This is a genomic window from Neobacillus drentensis, assembly GCF_036966985.1.
Classification (GTDB): Bacteria; Bacillota; Bacilli; order Bacillales; family Cytobacillaceae; genus Neobacillus; species Neobacillus drentensis_E.
The window spans coordinates 1-1,642 of the sequence record NZ_JBALSN010000479.1; the positions used below are offsets into that span (position 1 = coordinate 1).

Consider the following 1,642-nt stretch of genomic DNA (forward strand, 5'->3'; position numbering starts at 1 on the left):
TATTTACAAACACCTTTGGACGGAAGGATTCCTTTTGAATCCAAAATGAAGTATCTAATTGTTAATATAGTTAATGACTTGTTGTATTTCTTAGCAGAATCAGATAAACCTGGCTTATACGAATTAGGTGAATCACCTAACATTTATAAGCTAGTCTTGGTAAATGAAAATAACCAAATCCAATTGTTTATGCACACCGATTTTGAGGACATTGAAGAAGATATAAAAGTACATTGGTATGACGGTAAGAATATTTTATTTGAAGAAAATATGCCAATAAAAACTTACTTTATTATAGATAAAGAGGAATTCTTAGATGGAGCGTTAAAATTAATCCAAGATTTTTTCAATACTGTAACTGATAAATTTCCTGAACTGAAAACTAATGAATACTTTATTTTAATAAAAAGAAAATATGATAAAGTGAGGAAAATCTAATGCAGTTAAAAGATTTTTGTGTGATTGTAAAAAAGTACTTACGCTAACGGGGGCAAGAGTTAAATGTCCAGCTGCCATCTTGGCGGCTTTTATTATTGGACTTAAAAGGGCACTTTAATGCAATAGCATTATACTATGTGTATCAGGTGGTCGATAATAATGCCAGTTCATGAATTTGGAATAATTGATAATATTGAAAATGTGAAAAGAAATATTGGTTATGAACCACAAAAATATAATTGTATTTCTGTTGATGATGAAATTATTATTCACTTAAATGAGCATTTATCTATAATGAGAACCTACTTCCATTCGCTTGAACGTCCAGAGTTTGGATTAGCTTACTGGGGAATTACAATTATTCCACCTGAATCTTTATCAATGTTTAATGATGTGATTACATCTTCAACGATATATAAAAATTCTGCTGAACTCAATCAGTTAGCATCTAAAATAATAAAGGCTAATGAGGAATATAAATACATGATACACTTTGGAATATAATCCTTTTGTGAAGGAATGTACTTAAGCTAACGGGTGCTTGAGTTGAAGATCCAGCTGCCATACTTGGTGGCTTTTTCTTATTCGACGGGGCGGTTAGTTGAAGAAGGGAATTAAAAAGAGGATGCAGTGGAAACTGTATCCTCTAATCTTTTGCTGCACGCAGTATAGTCCGTTGTAGGTTCAGCTACAAAATAATCTGGGATTGAGTGGTTAAAGATTTATCGATCTAAATCTAAACGTCTTTAGTTATATCATACTTTAACAATTGTCGATGCTTATAAAATTTCTCAAAAATAATACCCATTAAATAGAAAAATAACAAACCAAAACAAATGTGAATGAGTGTAAATTTAACTCCAAATGAAGCAAATTCATATACAATAACCGGTAATTTTGCAGTTGTCCAAACTCCTAAAAAAAATACAATATAGCGTATGCTTGCTCCTTTTTTTAATAATAGTGCCGCAATTGGAAAAGCTACGTAGAGGGGACCAGCTGCAATTACTCCTAATAATAGGGAGAACAAAATGCCATAGATGCCGGATTTTTCTCCCATATATCTTATAAGTGTTTCTTTCTCCACCCATTTGTCAAGCAAACCTACGAATATTAAGACAGGAGGGAGTAGAAACAGCATATCTAAAATGCTTTTTCCTGTTAATTGAAATGCGTTCCATCCCACCGATTGGTTTATAAAGGT

At 32.0% G+C, this 1,642-nt stretch carries 3 protein-coding genes; 2 read left to right on the plus strand and 1 reads right to left on the minus strand.

What is annotated here, in order from left to right:
• Positions 1 to 438: hypothetical protein (locus V7659_RS25785; protein WP_335542958.1), on the plus strand; the 438-nt coding region annotated here is incomplete at its 5' end.
• Between the two features lie 159 nt (positions 439 to 597).
• Positions 598 to 942 (plus strand): short-chain dehydrogenase, encoded by a 345-nt coding sequence (locus V7659_RS25790; RefSeq protein ID WP_420491775.1) that lies wholly within the window; start codon positions 598 to 600, stop codon positions 940 to 942.
• A 232-nt stretch (positions 943 to 1,174) separates the two neighbouring features.
• Here the strand turns inward: V7659_RS25790 and V7659_RS25795 are convergent.
• Positions 1,175 to 1,642 (minus strand): permease (locus tag V7659_RS25795; RefSeq protein WP_335542959.1); only part of this gene is annotated, 468 nt, incomplete at its 5' end.

Bases quoted from the DNA above. Each gene is read 5' to 3' on its own strand.
- V7659_RS25790 (WP_420491775.1), top strand. From the start codon at position 598: ATGCCAGTTCATGAATTTGGAATAATTGATAATATTGAAAATGTGAAA.